The organism is Crossiella sp. CA-258035 (assembly GCF_030064675.1).
In the GTDB taxonomy this organism is placed as follows: Bacteria; Actinomycetota; Actinomycetes; order Mycobacteriales; family Pseudonocardiaceae; genus Crossiella.
The window spans coordinates 8,362,614-8,380,259 of the sequence record NZ_CP116413.1 but is presented as its reverse complement, the minus strand read 5'-3'; the positions used below and the strand labels follow the sequence as shown (position 1 = coordinate 8,380,259).

Below are 17,646 nucleotides of genomic sequence, written 5' to 3'. Positions count from 1 at the left end.
ATGGCTATCTTCCTGACCGAGCACAGCAAGGTCATCGTCCAGGGCATGACCGGCGCCGAGGGCTCCAAGCACACCAAGCGGATGCTGAAGTCGGGCACCACCATCGTCGGCGGCGTGACCCCCGGCAAGGGTGGCCAGACCGTCGACTTCGACGGCACCCTGCTCCCGGTGTTCAACTCCGTCGGTGAGGCCATGGCCGAGACCGGCGCGGACGTCACCGTGGTCTTCGTGCCGCCGAAGTTCGCCAAGGGCGCGGTCGTCGAGGCGATCGACGCGGGCATCGGCCTCGCGGTGGTCATCACCGAGGGCATCCCGGTGCACGACACCGCCTACTTCTGGGCGCACGCCAACGCCACCGGCAACAAGACCCGGATCATCGGGCCGAACTGCCCCGGCGTCATCTCGCCCGGCAAGTCCAACGCGGGCATCATCCCGGCCGACATCTCCGGGCCTGGCAAGATCGGTCTGGTCTCCAAGTCGGGGACGCTGACCTACCAGATGATGTACGAGCTGCGGGACTTCGGTTTCTCCACCGCGGTCGGCATCGGCGGTGACCCGATCATCGGCACCACGCACATCGACGCGCTGCAGGCCTTCCAGGACGACCCGGAGACCGCGGCCATCGTGATGATCGGTGAGATCGGCGGCGACGCCGAGGAGCGCGCGGCGGCCTACATCGCCGAGCACATCACCAAGCCGGTGGTCGGCTACGTCGCGGGCTTCACCGCCCCCGAGGGCAAGACCATGGGCCACGCCGGCGCCATCGTCTCCGGCTCCTCCGGCACCGCCGCGGCCAAGCAGGAAGCGCTGGAAGCCGCGGGCGTCAAGGTCGGCAAGACGCCGAGTGCGACCGCCGAGCTGATGCGCGAGATCATGCAGAACCTGGGCTGAGCCCAACAGTCCTCTGTGGACAGACACGGCCGGGCGCCCAACGGGGGCGTCCGGCCGTTGTCGTTCCGGGGTCCCCGGGACATATCACCCGATCGATATCGGCTAGCGTTTCCGGCGCAGAGCCGTCACTCGCGGTCACCTCGAACGAGGAGGACAACCGGTCATGTCCGTGCCATTCGGCGTTCCCCCGCCGCAGCAGCCCCAGCCGCAGCAGACCGGGCAACCCGCTGCCGCCGGACCGAACCTGGGGCAGATCCTCGCCCTGGTCGGGGCCGGGCTCGGCCTGGTCATCTTCTTCTGCACCTTCTCCGACGACGTCTCCCGGCTCGGCCTGCCCTTCGGCATCGCGCTGATGATCGGCGCCGCCGTGCTCACCGGGATGACCCAGCTGCCCAAGGCCCCGCAGTTCCTCTGGGTGGCGGCCATGCTGGCCGTGGTCGGCCTGCTGGACCTGCTGGTCAACATCACCAACACGGTGAGCGTGGCCGGGCTGTACGTGGTGGTGCTGATCGCCGCGGTGCTGCAGACCGGCGCGATCGTCGCCGCGCTGCTGCAGGAGATCGGCATGATCAAGCTCGAGCTGAAGCCGAAGGCGCCGGCCAACCCCTACGGCGGCCAGCCGGCCGGCCAGACCGGTGGCTGGAACCCGCCCTCCGGTGGGATGCCGCAGCAGCAGTACGGCCAGCCGCAGCCGCAGCAGTACGGTCAGCAGCCCGGCCAGTTCGGTCAGCAGCCCCCGCAGTTCGGTCAGCAGCAGCCGCCCCCGCCTGCCGGTGGCGGCGGCGGGTTCGGCCAGCCCGAGGCGACCAGGCAGTTCCCGCACCCGGGCACCCCGCCCGGCGGATTTGGCGGCCCGCAACAGAGTTGAGCAGCTGAACCGTCCACACCGGACAGTCCACGACCGGGGTGACACCGCGCACGCGGGGTCACCCCGGTGGTGTGCGAATGCCAGCACACCTCGGCGTGCCTAGGCGGATCGCCGTGGGCAGGGTGCGATGGTGACCGGGTGACCGTGCTCCGTCCGACCGCGCACGGCAGCGTCTCCGAACCCGGCGTTGCCGCGCCTCCCGCCACCGCGGCCCAGCAGGTGCGGGCCGCACTCGCCGTCGCACTCGGCGTGATCGCGCTGGGCTACCTGGGTTCGGCCGCGGTGGTCGCGCTGGTGATGGCGGGCGCGGAGCGCGCGGTGGTGTCGCTGGAGGCGGTCTCCGCCGGTGCCGCTCCGCTGTGGCTGGCCGCGCACCACGTGCCGCTGACCGTGCGCGGGGCCAGCCTCGGCGTGCTGCCGCTGCTGCCCACCGTGGCGGTGGTGCTGCTCGCGGCCAGGGCCGCCGGTGGGCTCGCCCGCAGGCTGCGGCTGACCCGCCCGGCCGACGCGCTGCGGGTGGTGGCCGTGATGGGCGTGGCGCACGTGGTGGTCGGCGGGCTGCTGGCCGCGTTCGTGGACCCGCCCTTCGCCGCGGCCCCGGCCACCGGCGCGGTGGCCTGCGGGCTGGTCGCCGCACTGGCCGCGACCGCGGGAGTGGCCCGGCGCTGCGGGCTGGTGACGCTGGTCAGGCAGCGCTTCGGCGAGGGGGTCCTGGCCGGGCTGCGCGCGGCCCGGATCGCGCTGATGTGCTTGTGCGCCATGGGCGCGCTCATCGTGGCGCTCGCGCTGGCGTTGTCCTTCGGTTCGGTGCGCGCGGCTTTCGCCGACCTGGCTCCCGGCTTCGGCAACGGGTCGGGGCTGGTGCTGCTGTGCCTGCTGTACCTGCCGAACGCGGTGGTCGCCGCACTGTCCTTTGTGGCCGGTTCCGGGTTCGGCCTCGGCGCGGTGGTGGTCAGCCCGCTGCGCGTGGTCGGCGGCCAGGAGCCGCCGTTCCCGCTGCTGGCCGCGCTGCCGGAGTCCGGCAGCCGGTGGTGGCTGCTGTGCCTGCTGCTGCCGATCGCCGCCGGGGTGCTGCTGGGCTGGGTCTGCCGGAAGGCGGATCCGCTGCCGCAGAACCGGTTGCTGGTGGTGGGGGTGGCCGCGGCGGTGGTGGCGGCGGCCGCGCTCGCGGCGGCGGCGCTGGCCGGTGGGCGGCTGGGCGCGGTGAACCTGCGGGTGCCGGCCGGGATGCTCGCGGTGGCGCTGTTCTGCTGGGTGGCCGCTCCCGCGGCGGTGGTGGCCTGGCTGGCCGGGCCGCGGCCGGAGCCCGAGGACGAGCCCGCGGACCTCGACGAGGCCGAGACCGAGGACACCGAGGGCGAGGAAGAGGTCGCTGAGGGCGACCAGGAAGCCGTTGCCGAGGACGAGGCCGCCGAAGAGGACGCGGAGGAGCCGGAGGCCGCCGAGCCCGTGGCCGAGGAGGCGGTGGCTGAGCAGGCCGCGCCCGCGGAAGCCTTGGCGGAAGAGGACTTCGTGGACGAGGAGGAGCTGGAAGAGGCCCTCCTGGAGCCGCCCGAGGAACCGGAAAAACGCTAGCGCGGGACCTGGCCAAGAGGCCGAACGGGGCAACGCCTACGCTGGTCGCAGCCCCGGATCCGGCCCGCAGGAGACCACGCTGAGCACTATCGAACCGGACCTCGCCCCGACAGCCCAGCGGCTGCGGTGGAGCGCACCGGTCCGCATCGTCGCCCTCGTCTCCGGCTCCGGCACCCTGCTGCAGGCGCTGCTGGACGCCGCGGCCGCGCCGGACTACCCGGCCACCGTGGTCGCGGTCGGCGCGGACCGGGGCGGTATCGAGGGACTGGCCCGCGCCGAGCGGGCGGGGATCCCGACCTTCACGGTCCGGTTGCGCGAGCACGCCGACCGGGCGGCCTGGAACACCGCGCTCGCGGACGCCGTCCAGGCCTGCCAGCCCGACCTGGTCGTCTCGGCCGGGTTCATGAAGATCCTGGGACCCGACTTCCTGGCCCGCTTCGGCGGCCGGGTGGTCAACACCCACCCCGCGCTGCTGCCCGCCTTCCCCGGCGCGCACGCGGTGGCCGACGCCGTGGCCTACGGGGTCAAGGTCACCGGCTGCACCGTGCACCTGGTGGACGCCGGGGTGGACACCGGCCCGATCCTCGCCCAGGGCGCGGTTGAGGTCCGGCCCGGCGAGGGTGTTGACGAGCTGCATGAACGGATCAAAACGGTGGAGCGCGACCTGCTGGTGGACACCGTCGCCAGGCTGGCCGCACACGGCTGCACCGTGACCGGACGAGAGGTGAGCATTCCGTGACCGCTGCGCCAGATGCGACGGTTCGACCCACAGAGTCCCCGGTGGACGAACGACGCCCCGTGCGCCGCGCACTGGTGAGCGTCTCCGCCAAGGACGGCCTGCTGGAGCTGGCCACCGGCCTGCACGCGGCGGGCATCGAGATCGTCTCCACCGGGTCCACCGCGGCCCGGATCGCCGACGCCGGCGTGCCGGTGACCCCGGTGGAGGAGCTGACCGGTTTCCCCGAGTGCCTGGACGGGCGGGTCAAGACCCTGCACCCCAGGGTGCACGCGGGCCTGCTCGCCGATGTGCGGCGGCCCGAGCATGTCGAGCAGTTGGACCAGCTCGGCGTGGCCGCGTTCGACCTGCTCGTGGTGAACCTGTACCCGTTCGAGGCCACCGTGGCCTCGGGCGCGGGACCGGAGGAGTGCGTCGAGCAGATCGACATCGGCGGCCCGGCCATGGTGCGCGCCTCGGCGAAGAACCACGCCAACGTGGCCGTCGTGGTCGACCCCGGCCGCTACGGCTGGCTGCTGGAGCAGGTCCAGGCCGGCGGTTTCACCCTGGCGCAGCGGCAGCGGCTGGCCGCCGAGGCCTACCGGCACACCGCGAGCTACGACGTGGCGGTGGCCTCCTGGATCGGCAGCACGCTGGCCCCCGACGACGAGGGCTCCGGCTTCCCCGGCTGGGTCGGCGCGACCTGGCAGCGCGCCTCGGTGCTGCGCTACGGCGAGAACCCGCACCAGAAGGCCGCGCTGTACACCGCCAGCCACGCCGGTGGCGGGCTGGCCAACGCGGAACAGCTGCACGGCAAGGAGATGTCGTACAACAACTACGTCGACTCCGACGCCGCCTGGCGGGCCGCGCACGACCACGACGCGCCCTGCGTGGCGATCATCAAGCACGCCAACCCGTGCGGCATCGCGGTCTCCACGCTGCCCGACGGCGACCCCGGCGCGATCGCGGACGCGCACCGGCGCGCGCACGCCTGCGACCCGGTGAGCGCCTTCGGCGGGGTGATCGCGGTCAACCGCGAGGTCACCGTGGAGCTGGCCGAGCAGGTCGCGGAGATCTTCACCGAGGTGATCATCGCCCCGTCCTACGCCGACGGCGCGGTGGACGTGCTGGCGCGCAAGAAGAACGTGCGCATCCTGGTGGCGCAGCCGCCGCGGCGTGGCGGCACCGAGCTGCGGCCGGTCTCCGGCGGGCTGCTGGTGCAGCAGGCCGACGCGATCGACGCCGAGGGCGACGACCCGGCCAACTGGACGCTGGCCTGCGGCGAGGCCGCCGACGCGGCCACGCTGACCGACCTGGCCTTCGCCTGGCGGGCCTGCCGCGCGGTGAAGTCCAACGCGATCCTGCTCGCCGCCGACGGGGCCACCGTCGGCTGCGGCATGGGCCAGGTCAACCGGGTGGACGCGGCCAGGCTCGCGGTCTCCCGCGCCGGTGAGCGGGCCAAGGGCGCGGTGGGCGCCTCGGACGCCTTCTTCCCGTTCCCGGACGGCCTGGAAGTGTTGCTGGAAGCCGGGGTGCGAGCGGTGGTGCAGCCCGGCGGCTCGGTCCGCGACGCCGAGGTCATCGCCGCCGCGGAGGCCGCCGGGGTCACCCTGTACCTGACCGGCACCAGGCACTTCGCACACTGATTCCAGTGGCGGCCGCCGTCAGCGCAGGGCGTCCTGCGCGACGGCGGTCGCCACGGTCTTCAGCTCGTCCAGGTTCGGCTGGCGCTTGCTGAAGGTGCCCACGTCGAAGCCGCTGTAGGTGACCTTCACGAACCCGTTGGCGTTGCGCGCGCCCACCTGGACCTCGACGGTGGCGATGCTCGTGGTGGCCGGTTTCTTCACCGCGAAGTAGGCCTCGTCGCCGACCCCGTCGAGCTTCTCGACCTGGTAGTCGCCGCCGGCGTACCGCTTGGCCAGTTCCAGCCGCTCCACCAGGTCCTCGGCCCGCCGGTCGTCGGTGCTGGTGGTGGAGTCGGCCAGTTCGGCCTGCAGGAAGCGCTGGCCCTCGCCGTCCTTGCCCTTGGTCTGCCGCCAGCCGCACCAGGCGATCTGGCTGCCGTTGTCGTACTTCTTCAGCTCGGCCTTGTCCGGGTTCGTGGTCCGCGCCCGCTCCTTGGCAGGGCCGGAGATCTTGTCGCACAACGGGTTCGAGCTGATGGTGCGCGGGGACTCGCCGTGGTCCCGGTGCGCGTACTGGTACTCCACGTAGGCGTAGATCCCGCCGCCGATGATGGCCAGCACCAGCACCACCAGCAGGATCGCCAGTGGGATGGTGCTGGGGTGTCGCTTCCGCTTCGGCGTCCCCCAGCCGGGTGGTGCTACCGCGGTCATCAAACCCCCAGAACGTGACGGTCGAACATCAATCCGCCCAACAGTGTGGCCCTCGAACGCCAGTTCGAAAAAACGGGTGACTCGACTTGACCCGGACCCCCGGAGCCGATTGAATACAGCCATCGATCGAACACCTGTTCGATTGAGTCGAGGAAACCGGTGCCGGGGTTCCGGGGAACTCGACCTGCCGGCTCCCCACGGCTTGTGACGTGCACATGGGTGCGTGCACGTGGACGTGGGAAGGCGGTGTTGAGGTGGCAGTTGCCTCGCTGGCAGCGCTCGCTGAGGTGGTCACGGCAAATGGGGTTGCCGTGACCACCGGCGATCGCGCCTTGGGGCGGATGCTGCCGGTGCGCGCGGAGCTGGCCGCCATTCTCCCAGGGGGTGGCCTGCGCCGCGGCAGCACCGTAGCGGTGCGCGGGTCGACAGCACTCCTGCTGGGGCTGCTGTCGACGGCCACCGCCGCCGGCTCCTGGGCTGCCGTGGTTGGGCTGCCTGGGCTGGGGCTCGTCGCCGCCGCGGAAGCGGGGGTGGCGGTACAACGCCTGGCCCTGGTACCACGGCCGCGCCGGGAGACGGCGGCGGTGACCGCCGCACTGCTGGACGGGCTGGACCTGGTGGTCCTGGCCGGTCCGGACTCGCTCGCGCCCGCGCAGGCGCGCAAGCTGGAAGTCCGGGCGCGGCATCGCGGTTCGGTGTTGCTGGCCTTCGGGGCCTGGCCCGGCGCGGATCTTCAACTGTCCTGTGTGGACATTCGCTGGCACGGGCTCGCGGACGGGCACGGGCAGCTGACCGGGAGCGAGCTGCTGGTGGAGGTCGGCGGTCGGCGCGCGGCGGGGCGGCCGCGGCGGGAGTGGCTGAGCCTGGACGGGCCGGGAACGCCGCCGGTGGACGAGGCGGTTGAGTTCGGCGGTGCGGGCACTGGGCTGGCGGTCTGATGGGCGTCGAGGAGACGCCGGGGCGTCGCCGGGCAGCCGGCGCGGAGCTGCCCGGCGACGCTGGGCTGCCGGGCGGTGCGGGGCTGGCAGAGGGTGCGGGGCTGGCAGATGGTGCGGGGCTCGCGGGCGGCGCTGGGTCTGCGGGCGGGGCGGGGCTCGCGGGCGGTGCCGCGCCCGCGGGTGGGACGGGGCTCGCGCGGTATGCGGGGCTGGCGCATCGCGTGCCGGAGGCCGTGCTGCCCGAGATCCCCGCGGGGTACCGGCCGTTGCGGCTGTTGGTCATCTGGTGTCCGGACTGGCCGGTGACCGCGGCCATCGCCGCCGCCGGGCTGGACCCGCGCACCCCCTGCGCGGTGCTCGCCGGGGGCAAGGTGCTCGCCTGCTCGGCGACCGCGCGGGTGGAGGGCATCCGGCGTGGGCTGCGCCGCCGGGAGGCCGAGGGGCGCTGTCCCGAGCTGGTGGTGTTCGAGGACGACCAGACCAGGGACGCGCGGTTGTTCGAGCCGGTGGCGCTGGGGATCGAGCAGCTCGCGCCGGGGATCGAGATCGTGCGGCCGGGGCTGGTCGCGCTGCCCGCGCAGGGGCCGGTGGGGTACTTCGGCGCGGAGGAGGCGGCCGAGCGGCTGGTCGACCAGGTCGGGGCGCTGGCCGGGGTGGAGTGCCAGGTCGGGGTGGCGGACGGGTTGTTCGCGGCGACGCTGGCCGCGCACCGCGGGGTGCTGGTGCCGCCTGGGGGGAGTCCGGAGTTCTTGGCACCACTGGGAATCGGCGAGCTGGATCAGCCCGCGGAGCGGTTGGCCGGGCGGGGCGAGCTGGTGGACCTGTTGCGGCGGTTGGGGTTGCGGTCGCTTGGGGAGTTCGGGGTGTTGCCGGAGCGGGAGGTGGCCTCCCGGTTCGGCGCGGCGGCGGTGCGGGCGCACCGGCTGGCGCGCGGGCTGGAGGAGCGGCCCGCCGACCGGCGGTTGCCACCGGCGGAACTGGCGGTGGCGCAACAGCTCGACCCGCCGGTGGAGCGGGTGGACGCGGCGGCGTTCGCGGCGCGGGCGCTGGCCGAGCGGCTGCACACCGTGCTGGCCGCGCGCGGGCTGGCCTGCACCCGGCTGGCCATCCAGGCCCGCACCGAGCACGGCGAGGAGCTGAGCCGGGTGTGGCGGTGCGCGGAACCGTTGACCGCCAACGGGATCGCCGACCGGGTGCGCTGGCAGCTGGACGGCTGGCTGCGGGCGGGCGGGCCGACCGCGGGGATCAACCTGTTGCGGGTGGAGCCGGAGGAGGTGGTCGACGCCGGGGTGCTCCAGCTCGACCTGTGGAAGGGCGAGGGCGCGGCGCAGCTGGCCGAGCGGGCCGGGCGGGCCTTCGTCCGGGTGCAGGGGCTGCTGGGGCCGGAGGCGGTGTGCACCGGGGTGCTCGGTGGCGGACGCGGTCCTGGGGAGCGGGTCCGCTGGGTGCCCTGGGGGGACGAGGCGCGGCCCCGGCATGATCCGGAGCCGCCGTGGCCGGGGCGGCTGCCCGCGCCCTCGCCGACGCTGGTGCCCGCGGAGCCGGTGGCCGCGATCGTGAAGGACCGGCGGGGCAACGTGGTCAGCGTCAGCGCGCGGCAGCGGATCAGCGGGCCGCCGCACGAGGTGACTGTCGAAAGTGGACGGTCGCGGCTGGTCACCGCGTGGGCGGGGCCGTGGACGGTGGAGGAGCGCTGGTGGCTGCCGCCGGAGCTGGGCGCGAACCGGGTGGCCCGGTTGCAGGTGCTGCTGGCGGACGGGCAGGCGTTGTTGCTGGCCTGTGCCAACGGTTCCTGGCAGGTGGAAGGGGTGTACGACTGATGGGGTGGAACAACCCGCCGGTGAGCTGGCGGGAGTTCGAGCAGGCGCTCTCCGGCAGGCCGCGCGATGAGGAGCACCCCGGCGACGGCGGGGACAGCCCGGCCTGGACCCGGCGCCGGGCGACCTACGAGCCGGACCTGCCGCCGAGCCAGCTGCCGCCCCGGGTGCCCTACGCGGAGCTGCACTGCCACTCCAACTTCAGCTTCCTGGACGGGGCCAGCCATCCGGAGGAGCTGGCCGCCGAGGCGGCGCGGCTGGGGCTGACCGCGCTGGCGATCACCGACCACGACGGCATGTACGGGGTGGTGCGCTTCGCCGAGGCGGCCGGGGCGCACGGGCTGGGCACCGTGTTCGGGGCCGAGCTGAGCCTGGGGCTGACCATGCCGCAGAACGGCATCCCGGATCCGGAGGGCAGCCACCTGCTGGTGCTGGCGCGCAACCCGGACGGCTACGGCTCGCTGTGCCGGGCGATCACCAAGGCGCAGCTGGCGGGTGCGGAGAAGGGCAAGCCGGTCTACCAGCTGGAAGACGTTGCCGCGCAAGCGGATCAGGACTGGCTGGTGCTCACCGGGTGCCGCAAGGGCATGGTGCGCCAGGCATTGGCCACCGGCGGGCCGGAGGCGGCGGGGCGGGAGCTGGACCGGCTGGTGGCGCTGTTCGGGCGGGAGCACGTGGTGGTGGAGCTGACCGACCACGGGCTGCCCGGCGACACCACCCGCAACGATCAGCTGGCCGGCCTGGCCGAGCGGCACGGGCTGCGGGTGGCGGCCACCAACGCGGTGCACTACTCCGCGCCCTCCCGGCACCGGCTGGCCACCGCGATGGCCGCGGTGCGGGCCCGGCGCAGCCTGGACGAGATGGACGGCTGGCTGCCGCCGTCGGGGGCCGCGCACCTGCGCTCCGGCGCGGAGATGGCCGAGCGGTTCCGGCGCTACCCGACCGCCGTGCCCACCGCCGCCGAACTGGGCATCCGGCTGTCCTTCAACCTCAAGAGCGTCAAGCCGCGGCTGCCGCCCTACCCGGTGGATCCCGGGCACGACGAGGACAGCTTCCTGCGCAGGCAGGTCTACCTGGGGCTGCACCAGCGGGTCGCGGAGGGCGCGGAGTTCGACGAGCAGCGGCGGCAGGTCGAGCACGAGCTGGCGGTGATCAAGGAGCTGGGGTTCGCCGGGTACTTCCTGGTGGTGTGGGACCTGGTGGAGTTCTGCGCCCGCGCGGACATCCTCTGCCAGGGCCGGGGCTCGGCGGCCAACTCGGCGGTGTGCTTCGCGCTGGGCATCACGCACGCCGACCCGGTGAAGTACGAGCTGCTGTTCGAGCGGTTCCTGGCGCCGGAGCGGGACGGACCGCCGGACATCGACCTGGACATCGAGTCCGACCGGCGGGAGGAGGTGATCCAGTACGCCTACCAGCGCTACGGCCGCAGCCACGCGGCGCAGGTGGCCAACGTGATCACCTACCGCGGCCGGTCCGCGGTGCGGGACACCGCCAAGGCACTGGGCTTCTCCACCGGGCAGCAGGACGCCTGGAGCAAGCAGATCGAGCGCTGGGGACCGATGGAGTCCACTGTGGACGACACCGAGATCCCGCTGCCGGTGCTGGAGCTGGCCGCCGAGCTGGAAGGCGCGCCCCGGCACCTGGGCATCCACTCCGGCGGCATGGTCATCTCCGAGCAGCCGATCGGCGAGACCTGCCCGGTGGAGTGGGCGCGGATGGCCAACCGCAGCGTGTTGCAGTGGGACAAGGACGACTGCGCGGCCATGGGGCTGGTCAAGTTCGACCTGCTCGGCCTCGGCATGCTCTCCGCGCTGCACTACATGATCGACCTGGTCGCCGAGCACCACGGCCGCACGGTCACCCTGCACCAGCTCGGCCAGGACCTGGCCGATCCGGCGGTGTACGAGATGCTGCGCAGGGCGGACGCGATCGGCGTGTTCCAGGTGGAGAGCAGGGCCCAGCTGGCCACCCTGCCCCGGATGCGGCCGGAGAGGTTCTACGACCTGGTGGTGGAGGTCGCGCTGATCCGGCCCGGTCCGATCCAGGGCGGCTCGGTGCACCCCTACATCCGCCGCCGCAACGGCAAGGAGCCGATCACCTACGAGCACCCGCTGCTGGAGAAGGCGCTGGCGAAAACCCTTGGCGTGCCGCTGTTCCAGGAGCAGCTGATGCAGATCGCGGTGGAGGTGGCCGGTTTCTCCGCGGCCGAGGCGGACGAGCTGCGCCGGGCGATGGGGGCCAAGCGTTCCGGGGAGCGGATGGCCCGGCTGAAGGACCGGTTCTTCTCCGGCATGGCCCGCAACGGGATCACCGGCGAGCGAGCGCAGCGGATCTACGACAAGCTGCTGGCCTTCGCCAACTTCGGCTTCCCGGAGAGCCACGCGCTCAGCTTCGCGCTGCTGGTCTACGCGAGCAGCTGGTTCAAGCTGTACTACCCGGCCGCGTTCTGCGCCGCCCTGCTGCGCGCGCAGCCGATGGGCTTCTACTCGCCGCAGTCCCTGGTCGCCGACGCCAGGCGGCACGGGGTGACCGTGCTCGGCCCGGACATCAACGCCAGCCTGCCACACGCCGGACTGGAGCCCGGTGACGCGGGGAAACCGTTGGTGCGGCTGGGGTTGGGCTCGGTGCGCACGGTGGGCATGCCGCTGGCCGAGCGGATCGTGGCCGCGCGGGCAGAGGGACCGTACGCCGACATGGTGGACCTGGCCCGCCGCTGCAAGCTGACCCTGCCGCAGCTGGAGGCGCTGGCCACCTCGGGCGCGTTCGGCTGCTTCGGGCTCAACCGCAGGGCCGCGCTGTGGGCCGCGGGCGCGGTGGCCAGGGAGGGACCGGGCAGCCTGCCGGGCACCACGGTCGGGGTGACCGCGCCGCCGCTGCCCGGCATGGACGCGCTGGAGCAGGCGGTCGCCGACGTGTGGGCCACCGGCATCTCCCCGGACAGCTACCCGATCCAGTTCCTGCGCGAGAAGCTGACCGCGCGCGGCGTGCTGACCACCGCCGAACTATCCACTGTGGACAATGGTCGGCGGGTGGCGGTGGGCGGTGCGGTGACCCACCGGCAGCGCCCGGCCACCGCGGGCGGGGTCACCTTCCTCAACCTGGAGGACGAGACCGGCATGGTGAACGTGGTGTGCACGCAGGGCGTGTGGGCCCGCTACCGGCGGATCGCGCGGCAGAGCTCGGCGGTGGTGGTGCGCGGGGTGCTGGAGAAGGCGCAGGGCGTGATCAGCCTGCGGGCCGAGCACCTGTCCGCGCTGGACCTGCGGATCCCGGTGCGCTCACGGGACTTCCAGTGAGCGCACCGGGTCGCGGGGTTCAGCGCATGGCCGAGGTGATCTCCTTGGCCCACTCCCACGGGCGGGCGGTGCCGCCGGGGTTGGAGTTGAAGTACTCCCAGCCGTCCACGCCGCCGAAGGTCGGGTACTTCTGGGTCAGCTGCTTGATGGTGCTCTTCAGCTTGTCCAGCTCCACGTACCCGCCGCAGGAGGCCGGGTTGGTGATCACGCCCGCGACCACCTTGGCCGGCGGGATGAGCTTGCGGCCGATGATCCGGTCGTAGCCCGCGGTGTCGGCCATGCTGCCCCAGCCGCAGTAGAACTGGGCGTTGAACCAGTTGATCTGGCTGCCGCGCTCCCGGTACAGCGTCTCGTAGTTGAAGCCGGAGATGTTGCCGCCGCCGTGGAGCGCGCTGGCCACCGGGGCCAGGGTGATCAGGAAGCCGCTGCCGAAGTCCTTGCGCAGCGCATCGATCAGCTTGGTGATGCCAGCTTGGGACATCTTCTCCTCGACGTCGAGGTCGACGCCGTTGAGCCCGTAGGTGGTGATCACGTTCTTCAGCAGCGGGTAGAAGGTGGCGAAGTCGCGTTCCAGGTTCGCGTAGGTGCCCTGGGCCGCGCCGCCGACCATGCCGATCACGTTGACCCCGCGGTCCCGCATGGACTTCAGGTCCTGCCACATCCGGGTGTAGCGCTCGTGCGACGGCGGGTGGTCGTTGAGGTGCACCGTCTTGTCCGCGTTGAGGTGGATCGCGGCCACGATGACGTCGGTGACCCCGGTGTTGTTGGTCAGCAGCGGCAGCGGCGAGACGTAGTCACCGGTGGCCCCGTTGCTGTACTGGGTCTGGTAGTAGACGACCGTGCGCTTGTGCGGCGCGGCCTGTGCCGGAGTGGCCAGTGACAGCAGCAGGACCAGCGTCCCGGCCGCGGTGAGCAGCTTCCGCATCAGTGATCTCCTTGGCTGGCAGGGTTTCGCGGGAGCCGAACGGTGACGATCTCGAAGGGCCGCAGGCTCAGCTCGAACCCGTTGCCGGTCACCTCGTACTCGGTGGTGTCGTCCCAGCGCCGTTCCAGGAGGTCGGTGGAGTAGGCGGCGGTGATCTCCGCGCCAACGCTGAGACGCGCCCTGGCACGGCAGCCGAGGGCCTCGTAGAGCCGGAGCACCAGGTCGCCGCTCTGGTCGTCGGCGAGCTTGACCGACTCGACCACCACGCCCGGGTTGTCCACCGTGACGATCGGCTGGACCTGTTCCCCCGCACCGGAAACCACCCGCTCCGGCAGGTTGATCCGGTACCCGGCGCGCACCGCGTCCGCCTTGTCCGCGCCGAGCACCAGCGCGTGCCGGAACCGGTGCACGCCGTGGTCGGTCTCCGGGTCGGGGAAGCGCGGCGCGCGCAGCAGCGAGGCCCTGATCACGCTGACCGTGCCGCCACCCTCCCGCGCGGCCCGGCTGATGTCGTGGCCGTAGGTGGAGTCGTTGACCAGCGCCACCCCGTAGTCCGGCTCACCCAGGTGCACCCAGCGGTGCGCGCAGATCTCGAACTTGGCCGCGTCCCAGCTGGTGTTGGTGTGCGTCGGCCGGTACACGTGCCCGAACTGGGTCTCCGCGGCCACCCGGTCGGACTGCACGTCCACCGGGAAGCTCAGCTTGAGGAACTTCTCCGTCTCGTGCCAGTCCACCTCGGTGTCGATCTCCACGCACCGGCTGCCCGCGCGCAGGGTGAGCAGCTGGGTCACCGTGGAGGCGGAGAACGAGCGCTGGATGCGGAGCGTGGCCAGCTCCGGCGAGTTGGTCTCCACGCTGACCAGCTCGGCCTCGGTCAGGTCGGTGACCTTGTTGCGGTAGAAGGAGTCCACGTCCCAGGCGTCCCACATGTTCGGGAAGTCCGGGTGCAGCTGCAACAGGTTCGCCCGCGCGCCGGGTGCGATGACCTCGCGGTCGGCGGCCAGGTCGTGGATCGAGCTGATCAGGCCGTCACCGTCCACGGTCACCGACAGGAACTCGTTGCCCAGCACCGTGGCACCGTCCACAGTGGACACTGAGACGGGGTGTCCGGCGAACTCGCCGCGGGGCAGCGCGCCGGCGGCCGGGACCTCCGCGTGGGCGTGCGGGGCCGCGTTGAACACCACCGGCGCGTCCCCGGCGCCGGCCAGGGCCTGTTGTGCCACACCGATGATCTCGTTCAGCTCGTCGGCGACCGCGGCGTAGGTCTCCTCGGCCTCCCGGTGCACCCAGGCGATCGAGGAGCCGGGCAGGATGTCGTGGAACTGGTTGGTGAGCACCAGCTTCCACAGCCGGTCCAGCCGCTCGTACGGGTAGTCCGCGCCCAGCCGGACCGCCGCGGTGGCCGCCCACAGCTCGGCCTCGCGCAGCAGGTGCTCGCTGCGCCGGTTGCCCTGCTTGGTCTTGGCCTGGCTGGTGTAGGTGCCGCGGTGGAACTCCAGGTACAGCTCGCCCACCCACACCGGCGCGTCCGGGTACTCCTGTTCCGCCTTGCGGAAGAACTCCGCGGGCGGCTCCACGGTGACCCTGGTCGAGCCCTCCAGGTCGGTCAGCCGGGCGGCGCGGGCCAGCATCTCCCTGGTGGGGCCGCCACCGCCGTCGCCCCAGCCGAACGGGACCAGCGAGCGGGTCGCCTTGCCCTTCTCCTGGTAGTTGCGCGCGGCGTGCGCCAGCTCCTTGCCGCTGAGCTCGGAGTTGTAGGTGTCCGCGGGCGGGAAGTGGGTGAAGATCCGGGTGCCGTCCAGGCCCTCCCACCAGAAGGTGTGGTGCGGGAACTTGTTGGTCTGGTTCCAGCTGATCTTCTGGGTGAGGAACCAGCGGGAGGCCGACAGGCGCACCAGCTGCGGCAGCGCGGCGGTGTAGCCGAAGGAGTCCGGCAGCCACACCTCGTTGGTCTCGATGCCGAAGCGGGAGGCGAAGTAGTTCTTGCCGTGGGTGAACTGCCTGGCCATCGCCTCCGCGCCGGGCATGTTGGTGTCCGACTCCACCCACATCCCGCCCACCGGCACGAACTGGCCGGTGGCGATCTTCTCCTTGACCCTGGCGAAGACCTTCGGGTGGTGCTCCTCGATCCAGGCCAGCTGCTGGGCCTGGGACATGGCGAAGTGGAAGCCGGGGTGCTCGTCCATCAGTTTGGTCACGTTGGAGGCGGTGCGCGCGACCTTGCGCACGGTCTCCCGCAGCGGCCACAGCCAGGCCGAGTCGATGTGCGCGTGCCCGATCGCGGAGACCTGGTGCGCGCTGGTGTGCGCGGGGCGGCTGAGCATGTCCACCAGCTCGGCGCGGGCCGCGCTCGCGGTGCCGCCGACGTCCTGCAGGTCCACCGCGTCGATGGCCCGGTCCAGCGCGCGCAGCAGCTCCCAGCGGCGGGCCTCGGTCAGCGGCAGCTCCAGCATCAGCTGGTAGAGCACCTCGATGTCCTGCACCAGCTGCCACACCTGGTGGTCGAACACGGCCAGGTCGGCGCGCGCGATCCGGTACAGCGGCTCGTCGCTGGAGGTGAGCCGGTCGCCCTGCTGGGTGGGCTGGAACGGGATGTAGTCCAGCAGCACCGGGTTGGCCGCGGCCTCCAGGTAGTAGACGACCTCCTGGCCGCCCTGGGCCGGATCGCCCACCGGCAGCCAGGTGTTGCGCGGGTTGAGGCCCTTCACCGGACTGCCGTCGGCCCGGTAGGCCAGGCCCTCGCACTGGAAGCCGGTCATCTTGTCGTCGAAGCCGAGGTCGAAGACCAGCTCCACGGCCAGCCCGGACCACTCCGCAGGCACCGTGCCGGTGAGCCGGAACCAGCTGGTGCCCCAGGCCGGACCCCATTGCGCGCCAACGGAACTCGGCTGGTACTCGGCGGCGAGGGCCTCGGCCGCCGGCACCGGCTCACCGGGGGCGTGCCACACGGCCAGGTCCACGCCGACCGAGCTGGGGTAGACCGCGGGGCGGATCCGCTCCCGCAGCACCCGCTCGATGCGGCCCTCGATCAGCTTGTGGTCGTCATGCATGCTTGCTACTCCAGCCGTCCGGCACGTGCACAACCTCGGAAATGCCCCGTGTGGTCAGGTGTTGTGTGTCCCGCGCCCGCGAGGCGAGCACGACCGCCGGGCGGGCGCCGCGCACCGCGAGCTCCAGCCAGGCCTCGAAGAACTCGCCGCCGGGGCCGCAGGTCGCGCGGCCGGGCGCGGTGTGCTCCTCGCCGACATCGAGCACCAGCGCGGTTTTTCTGGACGCGGCAACGGGTTTCGCCGCGGCGATGGCCTCGGCGACCGCCTGCCCGGCAGGTTTGCGCTGGTTGTCGTTGGTGAACAGGCCGAGGCCGTACTCCAGCTCCGGGAAGTCGGCCAGCTCCCGGCTGACGTCGTGCGAGCACCACCAGGTGATGCCCCACAGGTCCGGGCAGGTCAGCGCGTTCGCCACGGTCTGCGCGGCGAACTCGCCCGCGCGCTCGGCCGGGATGTGCGGGGCCGGTGCGCCGACCTCTTGCAGCCACACCGGATGGCCCGGCTCGCCCCAGGCGGCGGCCAGTTCGACCTGGTACTCGGCGTAGTGCGCGGTGGCCGCGGAGTCGCCGCCGTAGCGCTGCGCGGTGCCGTTGAACACCCAGGAGTGCACGTTGGTGGCCGCGCCGATCCGGGCCGCGTGCGCCGGGGTGAACGGGTGCCCGTCCTGCAACCACACCGCGTCGTAGGCGCAGTGCGTGTGGAACTTCCCCGGCGCGCCCTGCTCGCAGGCGGCCAGCAGCCGGGTGAGCCAGTCCCCGGCCTCGGCCACCGACAGCGGGTCCGGGTCCGGGTGCGGCTTGTCGGAGAACTGGTTGACCTCGTTGCCCAGGGTCATACCGAGGAAGTTGGGCCGCCCGGCCAGCGCGGTGGCCAGCGTGCGCAGGTAGAAGGCTTCCCCGGCCACCACATCCGGGTCGGTGAACAGGTTCCGCCGGTGCCAGCTGACCGTCCACGATGGACGGAAGTCGAAGCTGGACAGGTGGCCCTGCAAGCCGTCCACCGCCACGTCCAGGCCACGCTCGCCCGCCGCGTCCACGACGGCCAGCAGATCGTCGATCGCCTTGGCGCGCACCAGGGTCCGGTTCGGCTGGAACACCGGCCACAGCGGGAACACCCGGATGTGGTCCAGGCCGAGGCCCGCGATGGAGTCCAGGTCCCGCCGCACCGCGTCCAGGTCGAAGTCCAGCCAGTGGAAGAACCAGCCCTGCGCAGGTGTGTAGTTGACGCCGAATCGCACG

At 72.5% G+C, this 17,646-nt stretch carries 12 protein-coding genes; 8 read left to right on the top strand and 4 right to left on the bottom strand.

Translation table 11 applies throughout. The annotated features are described in order from the left end of the window. The 5 genes from sucD to purH all read left to right on the top strand — a co-directional run bounded on the left by sucD (position 1) and on the right by purH (position 5,695). Positions 1–891: a succinate--CoA ligase subunit alpha gene (gene sucD, locus N8J89_RS37825; RefSeq protein WP_283666349.1), complete on the top strand. Its 891-nt coding sequence runs from the start codon at positions 1–3 to the stop codon at positions 889–891. A 163-nt stretch (positions 892–1,054) separates the two neighbouring features. After that, positions 1,055–1,759: a DUF5336 domain-containing protein gene (locus N8J89_RS37820; protein WP_283661715.1), complete on the top strand. Its 705-nt coding sequence runs from the start codon at positions 1,055–1,057 to the stop codon at positions 1,757–1,759. 138 nt (positions 1,760–1,897) lie between these two features. Then, positions 1,898–3,334, top strand: coding sequence for a cell division protein PerM (locus N8J89_RS37815; protein WP_283661714.1), 1,437 nt, complete (start codon positions 1,898–1,900; stop codon positions 3,332–3,334). A gap of 121 nt (positions 3,335–3,455) precedes the next feature. Continuing rightward, a complete protein-coding gene (purN, locus tag N8J89_RS37810; RefSeq protein WP_283666348.1) occupies positions 3,456–4,073 on the top strand; it encodes a phosphoribosylglycinamide formyltransferase in 618 nt (205 codons plus the stop codon). A gap of 41 nt (positions 4,074–4,114) precedes the next feature. Beyond that, positions 4,115–5,695: a bifunctional phosphoribosylaminoimidazolecarboxamide formyltransferase/IMP cyclohydrolase gene (purH, locus tag N8J89_RS37805; protein ID WP_283661713.1), complete on the top strand. Its 1,581-nt coding sequence runs from the start codon at positions 4,115–4,117 to the stop codon at positions 5,693–5,695. A gap of 18 nt (positions 5,696–5,713) precedes the next feature. On the opposite strand, the gene N8J89_RS37800 is transcribed toward purH, so the two are convergent. Beyond that, positions 5,714–6,385 carry a hypothetical protein gene (locus tag N8J89_RS37800; protein ID WP_283661712.1) on the bottom strand — a complete coding sequence of 224 codons (672 nt, stop codon included), beginning with the start codon at positions 6,383–6,385 and terminating at the stop codon, positions 5,714–5,716. Between the two features lie 311 nt (positions 6,386–6,696). Here N8J89_RS37800 and imuA' point away from each other — a divergent pair, with 311 nt between their 5' ends. From imuA' to N8J89_RS37785, 3 genes are all read left to right on the top strand, one after another. Then, positions 6,697–7,323, top strand: a complete 627-nt coding sequence (gene imuA' / locus N8J89_RS37795) for a DnaE2-dependent mutagenesis accessory factor ImuA' (protein WP_283661711.1) — start codon at positions 6,697–6,699, stop codon at positions 7,321–7,323. A 221-nt stretch (positions 7,324–7,544) separates the two neighbouring features. Next, positions 7,545–9,143, top strand: coding sequence for a DNA polymerase Y family protein (locus N8J89_RS37790; RefSeq protein WP_283661710.1), 1,599 nt, complete (start codon positions 7,545–7,547; stop codon positions 9,141–9,143). Further along, on the top strand, positions 9,143–12,436 hold the full coding sequence (locus N8J89_RS37785; protein WP_283661709.1) for an error-prone DNA polymerase: 3,294 nt from the start codon (positions 9,143–9,145) through the stop codon (positions 12,434–12,436). The genes N8J89_RS37790 and N8J89_RS37785 overlap by 1 nt, the downstream gene beginning before the upstream one ends. Before the next feature lie 19 nt (positions 12,437–12,455). On the opposite strand, the gene N8J89_RS37780 is transcribed toward N8J89_RS37785, so the two are convergent. Genes N8J89_RS37780 through N8J89_RS37770 form a run of 3 tightly spaced genes read right to left on the bottom strand, consistent with a single transcriptional unit; the run spans position 12,456 to position 17,645 of the window. Then, positions 12,456–13,361: a glycosyl hydrolase family 18 protein gene (locus N8J89_RS37780; protein ID WP_283661708.1), complete on the bottom strand. Its 906-nt coding sequence runs from the start codon at positions 13,359–13,361 to the stop codon at positions 12,456–12,458. Beyond that, the gene (locus tag N8J89_RS37775; protein WP_283661707.1) at positions 13,361–16,411 is read right to left on the bottom strand and encodes an alpha-mannosidase; all 3,051 of its coding nucleotides are present in this window, start codon (positions 16,409–16,411) and stop codon (positions 13,361–13,363) included. Before N8J89_RS37775 ends, N8J89_RS37780 begins: the two co-directional genes overlap by 1 nt. Further along, positions 16,404–17,645 carry a glycoside hydrolase 5 family protein gene (locus N8J89_RS37770; protein WP_502868519.1) on the bottom strand — a complete coding sequence of 414 codons (1,242 nt, stop codon included), beginning with the start codon at positions 17,643–17,645 and terminating at the stop codon, positions 16,404–16,406. Before N8J89_RS37770 ends, N8J89_RS37775 begins: the two co-directional genes overlap by 8 nt. Between the last annotated feature and the right edge of the window lies 1 nt (position 17,646).